General features: G+C 30.5%; 6 protein-coding genes. All 6 read left to right on the top strand.

Annotated elements, in window-relative coordinates:
• Positions 1 to 1287, top strand: a 1287-nt coding sequence (locus SPJ17_RS05395; protein WP_321093341.1) for an O-antigen ligase family protein, incomplete at its 5' end; no start/stop codon positions are given.
• An 88-nt stretch (positions 1288 to 1375) separates the two neighbouring features.
• Positions 1376 to 2704, top strand: coding sequence for a phosphoglucosamine mutase (glmM, locus tag SPJ17_RS05390; RefSeq protein ID WP_321093340.1), 1329 nt, complete (start codon positions 1376 to 1378; stop codon positions 2702 to 2704).
• 86 nt (positions 2705 to 2790) lie between these two features.
• Positions 2791 to 2958 carry a hypothetical protein gene (locus SPJ17_RS05385; protein WP_321093338.1) on the top strand — a complete coding sequence of 56 codons (168 nt, stop codon included), beginning with the start codon at positions 2791 to 2793 and terminating at the stop codon, positions 2956 to 2958.
• Positions 2959 to 3274: 316 nt separating this feature from the next.
• Positions 3275 to 3937 (top strand): hypothetical protein, encoded by a 663-nt coding sequence (locus SPJ17_RS05380; RefSeq protein WP_321093336.1) that lies wholly within the window; start codon positions 3275 to 3277, stop codon positions 3935 to 3937.
• Positions 3938 to 3942: 5 nt separating this feature from the next.
• A complete protein-coding gene (gene glmS / locus SPJ17_RS05375; RefSeq protein ID WP_321093334.1) occupies positions 3943 to 5784 on the top strand; it encodes a glutamine--fructose-6-phosphate transaminase (isomerizing) in 1842 nt (613 codons plus the stop codon).
• 13 nt (positions 5785 to 5797) lie between these two features.
• Positions 5798 to 6314, top strand: a 517-nt coding sequence (locus tag SPJ17_RS05370) for a sugar phosphate nucleotidyltransferase (protein ID WP_321093332.1), incomplete at its 3' end; no start/stop codon positions are given.

Here is a 6314-nt window from a genome sequence, read left to right as displayed (position 1 = left end):
TATATTTCTTTTGTTGTATTATTAATACTTTTATTAGTATTCAATTGTGATTTTAGTTCTATTTTTTCTTTAATTATATTATGGTTTGGTGGCTCTCAAAATAATAGCTGGGTAATGCCATCTCCACCATTCATTATTGTTTTAGTTTTATATAGTATCACATTAATAATATTTATCTATAAAATAATAAAGAATCGTAAAATATATCTTAAAAGATTAAAGATGGATCATATATTATATGCATTAATATTATTATTCCTATCTATGTTATTATCTTTTATTAATACACCTGATTTTAATTTATCTCTACTTGGAATTGGCCATTTTGCAATAATATTATTTTCATATATTTTAGTTAGAATGACAGTAGAGCCTAATGAAGAAAATAAAGAATTTATACTAAAATCTATATTTATAACTGCATTAGTTGTTTCAATTCAAGCAATTTATATGATGTTTCATTTATTGAATAGTGGAATTTCATTCTATGAAATCATCAATTATAAATTGATGTATATTGGATGGGGACATCCAAATCATTATGTTGCCATATTGAATGTGGCATCCATTATGGCACTTTATTATTTTACTAAGCATAGAGAATCTGCATTTAAAAGAGTTATTGCATTAATATTAATATTTATATATCTATTTGCAGGATTATTAACTGCATCTAGAGCTGGGTATTTAGCCTATGTGATTGCGCTTGTTATTGGTTTAATTATTTATTGTATTTATACATTTACCATTAATAAAAAGAATAGATACAAAGAAATACCTTATTGGGCATTCATTATTACAATGATTTCCTTAGGTTTAGTTTTATGCTATTTCACTGGACTTATAGAATCCATTATAACTAAAATGTTAGAAATGGGGGCCAATATTAATGGTAGAGGTGAAATTTATCTAATTGCAGTAGATAAATTTAATGAATATACCCTATTCGGTGCAGGTGTATATACAACACATTACTATATTCAAGATGTTTGGAATTATCACAATTATTTCTTCCAAATGATCGGAACATGTGGCATTTTAGGTACATTAGCATTCTTCCTATATTTATATTTCTCTATAAAAAGAAGTATGAAAATGAATTTATATTCTATATTTACGCTTGTTGTAATTCTTTATTTCTTGATTCATGGATTCTATGATACGATTTATTTCCATCATTATGTTATGCCATTAATATGTATATTACAGGCTGTAGAAAAAACTGAAAATATTAATTTATATGAAATACAATATAGTGATATATTAGATAGAAAAAGGATTTGGTAGAACTCTAGTTCTACCTATTTTCTTTTCTTGTTTTCATTTGTTTTCATTTATGCTATACTATAACTAAACAAAAAAAGGATCTATGTATATGAATAAGTATTTTGGGACAGATGGATTTAGAGGAAGATTTGGAAAGAAAATAACCTTGGAGCATGCACTAAAAATCGGACAATTTTTAGGCTTTTATTATGGCTTGATGAATGTTGAAGGTATTATTATTGGCTATGACTCAAGAGAGTCAGGGCCATTTTTAAAGACTGCAGTTACCTTAGGAATTAACTCCTTTGGAGTGGATGTATACGACCTTGAGGTTGTACCAACTCCAGCTATAGCATACCTTTCAAAATGCTACAATATGCCTGGTATAGTCATTTCTGCATCCCATAATCCATACTGGGATAATGGGATAAAATTATTCAATGAAAAAGGCGAAAAAATGGATGATTCCATCATCCATGGACTTGAGGTTTTCATGGATTCAAAGGATACTCCATATTCAGAAAAGGATAAAGGTAATATTATTCCATTTAAAGCAGGAAAAGAAGCTTATATTAACTTTTTAGTATCAAAAGCATTAGATTATTCCAATTTAAATGTAATTATCGATACAGCTAATGGTGCATCATCAGAAATTGCAAAAGAAGTATTTAAGAAATTAAATGGTAATTTTACATTTATTAATGATGAACCAAATGGTAAAAACATTAATAATATGTGTGGTTCAACAGATATGTCTTATATTTCTTCCGTAATGAAGGAAAAGAAATATGATATAGGATTTGCATATGATGGAGATGCAGATAGATGTTTATTCTTAGATGAGAATGGTAATGAATTATCTGGAGATCATATATTATATTTAGTATCCTCTTATTTGAAAAATAAGGGATTACTTAAAAATGATATGGTTGTTTCAACCATTATGTCTAATATAGGATTAGATAATGCATTAAAGGATTTAAATATTAATCTAATAAAAACCGATGTAGGAGATAAGAATGTATATCAAGCTCTAAAGCAAAACAATCTTTCCTTAGGTGGAGAGCAATCGGGTCATATTATATTTTTAGATGATGCAACTACTGGAGATGGTATTTTAACCTCCATTAAAATATTAAATATTTTAGCCGATACAAAGAAGAATATATCTTCTTTATTCGAGAATCTTATAATATATCCACAAGTTATAAAGAATGTATCTGTTAAGGATAAAAATAAAATATTAGAGAGTAATGAATTAAAGTATTTAATTCAAAAGATAAAAGAGGAAATTAAAGATACAGGCAGAATCTTAGTTCGTGCCTCTGGTACAGAAGAAAAAATAAGAGTAATGGCTGAGGATAAAACTTTAGATACTGCCAAAAGAATTGTAGATTCTATTGTATCTAAGGTAGAAGAAATGAATTCTATCCTATAAAATGAATAAAATTCATTCAAAAAACTTGAAATAAAGATAGGAATTATAATATACTATAAATATCTTTTTGGAAAGGTGATACAAGTATGAACGTAGAATTCGATGAATTAGAATTAGATTTAGTAAAAACATTAGTTAAGATGGATTTACTTGAATCAAAAGAAACTTTAAAATACGTTACTGAAGCTGAAGAAAAAGAAACACTAGAGCAAAATATCCGTATTTTAGAGGGCTTACAAAAGAAATTAAAGTAGTTGGAAAAGGGGATTACAGGGTAATCCCTTTTAAATTACGCCGACATATAACAAATATTTATATAATATATGAAAATAATAAGTTTTTCTTATAATTAATCCTTTTAATTGATGTTTTTACATAAAAATGAACCATTTGAAATCAATTGTTCGATTTATTTAAACGTTTAAACAAACAAAATGAAATATATTTATCTTTGAGAATCACGAAAATGAGGTTTTCTTTGTAATTATTCATTTTTGTGGTAAAATTTATATAATGAAAATTGTGAGCCGTAATACTTATAGTATTACAGGCAAAAAAGGAGGCTTTAAAATGGATTCTATAAAGATAAAATCTTTATTTAATTTAGATCATACAATCTTAAAATCCTATTTAGAAGGATTCGATTATCCATGGGAAGCCTTAAATTCATTATCTAAAACTATCATAGATTTAGGTAATCAATTAAATTTAAATGAATATAAAAAAATAAAAGAAAATGTATGGGTGCATAAGACAGCAAAGATTTATCCTAGTGCATATATTGATGGACCTACGATTATTTGTGAGGGTGCAGAAATTAGACATTCTGCCTTCATTAGAGGTAGTGCTTTAATCGGTTCTCATGCGGTAGTAGGTAATTCTTGCGAAATCAAGAATTCCATATTAATGGATTACGCTTCAGCACCACACTTCAACTATATTGGAGATTCCATTTTGGGGTATAAGGCTCACATGGGGGCTGGGGCAGTTACATCTAACTTAAAGCAAGATAAGTCCTTAGTTGTTATTCATTCTAAGGATTCTGAAATGAAAACAGGAATGAAGAAGGTTGGTGCTTTCTTAGGGGATTTTTCTGAGGTTGGCTGTAATTCTGTTTTAAACCCAGGTACAGTCATTGGTAAGAACTCAAATATTTACCCGCTATCTAATGTAAGAGGGGTAATTAATGAAAATAAAATTTGTAAGCAAGGTATATTGGTAGAAAAGAGGTAAGCCTTATGTGTGGTATTGTAGGATATGTTGGTAAAGAAGAAGCAACTAAGATTCTTCTTGATGGCCTTACAAAGCTAGAATACCGCGGCTATGATTCTGCAGGAATTGCAATAAGAAATAAGAGTGAGGATTTAAGAATCGTAAGAGCTGAGGGTGTTCTTAAAAACTTAATAGATAAAGTGAATGCCCTAGGGGATATAAAATCTACCTCAGGTATTGCACATACTAGGTGGGCAACCCACGGCGACCAATCCGAAAGGAATGCGCATCCGCATTCCTCTAATGATAATTTTATTGTTGGAGTTCACAATGGTATCATTGAAAACTTTCAAGAATTAAAGGAAAAACTATTACATAATGGCTATACCTTCTATTCAAATACCGATACTGAGGTATTGATAAAATTAGTCGATTATTATTACAAAAAATATAAGGGTGGTCCTATTGATGCCATCAATAAGGTAATGGTTAGAGCTAGAGGTTCCTTCGCGATAGCTTTAATGTTTAAGGATTTCCCAGATGAAATATGGTTTGCCAAGAAGGGCTCACCATTAATTGTTGGCAAATCCGATACTGGATGCTTCTTAGCATCGGATATTCCAGCAATCTTAAAACATACCAATAAGGTTTATTATGTAGAGGATTTCCAAAGTGGATGCATGAAAAATAATTCTATTATCTTTTATGATCTTAATGGGGATGATGTCACATCCTCTATGGAGCTTAAAACAATCGATTGGCAATTATCGGATACAGAAAAAGGGAATTATCCATTTTATATGATAAAAGAAATCGAAGAACAGCCTAAGGCTGTTTGGGCATGTCTTAATGTATATACAAAAAATGATTTAGTGGATTTTGATTCTATAGGTATTACAAAAGGATACCTAAAGAGTTTAGATATGGTTTACATTCTTGGCTGTGGTTCAGCATATAATGTTGGTAGAGTTTCTGAATGTATTATTGAGGAATTAACGGACGTTGGCGTCCGTGTTGAGCTTGCGAGCGAATTTAAATATAGATGTTATAAGCTTAAGAAGAATTCCTTAGCGATTATTATTTCACAATCAGGCGAAACAAAGGATTCCTATGAAGCCCTTCAAAAATGCAAAGAAGAAGGAATTAAGACCCTATCTATTGTAAATGTAAAAGGCTCTGCAATCCCTAGGGCTGCAGATTATAACATTTACACCTACGCTGGCCCTGAAATTGCAGTCGCAACCACAAAAGCCTATTCCTCTCAGCTAATTATAATGTATTTGTTTGCCCTAGCTTTAGCTGAGGCAAAAGGAGATATCTCACAAAGTGAGATGAAAACATACATCAAGGAATTAAAGGCATTGCCAGATAAAATGGAATCTATTTTATCGAATAAAGCATCTGTACAAAAGTTTGCAAACCAGTTTGTTTCTAAAAAAGATGTTTTCTTTATTGGAAGAGAAATGGATTATGCCATTTGTGAAGAGGGCTCGCTAAAATTTAAGGAAGTAACCTATATCCATAGTGAGGCAAAGCCAGCAGGTGAGCTTAAACATGGTACATTATCCTTAGTTACTACTGGTGTACCAGTAATTGTAGTTGCAACACAGCCTGAGCTTATAGAAAAATCTATGGCAAACATGGAAGAGGTTAAAAGCCGTGGTGCAAATGTTATTGCAATAACATTAGAAGAATTTAATGTATCGAATTCTTCTAAATATCAAATATATATTCCAAAAACAAATAAGCTATTTACTTCAAGCTTAGTCATCATCTATTTACAATTACTTGCATACTATGTAAGTATTGCCAAGGGTATTAACCCAGACCAACCAAGAAATTTAGCTAAGAGTGTTACAGTGGAATAGAAAGGAATCAATTATGAAAGGAATTATACTTGCTGGTGGATCTGGTACAAGATTATATCCACTTACAGCCGTTACATCGAAACAATTATTACCTGTATATGATAAACCTATGATTTATTATCCATTATCAACTTTAATGCTTGCTGGAATTAGAGATATATTGATTATTTCAACTCCAGAGGATACCCCTAGATTTAAAAGTCTTTTAGGTGATGGTAAAAAGTTTGGCTTAAACCTATCCTATAAGGTTCAGCCATCACCAGATGGTCTTGCACAAGCTTTTATTTTGGGTGAGGAATTTATTGGCGATGATGATGTATGTATGGTTTTAGGAGATAATATTTTCTATGGTAATGGACTAAAAACTGCACTTAAGGATGCAGTGAAAAACGCTAAGGCTGGTAGAGCTACTATTTTCGGTTATTATGTACCAGACCCAGAACGATTTGGTGTTGTTGAATTCGATTCAAATGGAAAGGCCATTTCCATTGAAGAAAAGCCAAAGAAGCCAAAATCAAATTATGCAGTAG

Origin of the sequence: Anaeroplasma sp. (assembly GCF_034179385.1) — a bacterium.
Classification (GTDB): Bacteria; Bacillota_I; Bacilli_A; order Acholeplasmatales; family Anaeroplasmataceae; genus Anaeroplasma.
Note: the sequence above shows the minus strand (reverse complement) of the source record. Positions and strands in the feature narration are given on the sequence as shown.

Excerpts from the sequence above, each read along its gene's own strand:
- glmM (WP_321093340.1), top strand. The coding sequence starts at position 1,376 with ATGAATAAGTATTTTGGGACAGATGGATTTAGAGGAAGATTTGGAAAG.
- SPJ17_RS05385 (WP_321093338.1), top strand. The coding sequence starts at position 2,791 with ATGAACGTAGAATTCGATGAATTAGAATTAGATTTAGTAAAAACATTA.
- SPJ17_RS05380 (WP_321093336.1), top strand. The coding sequence starts at position 3,275 with ATGGATTCTATAAAGATAAAATCTTTATTTAATTTAGATCATACAATC.
- glmS (WP_321093334.1), top strand. The coding sequence starts at position 3,943 with ATGTGTGGTATTGTAGGATATGTTGGTAAAGAAGAAGCAACTAAGATT.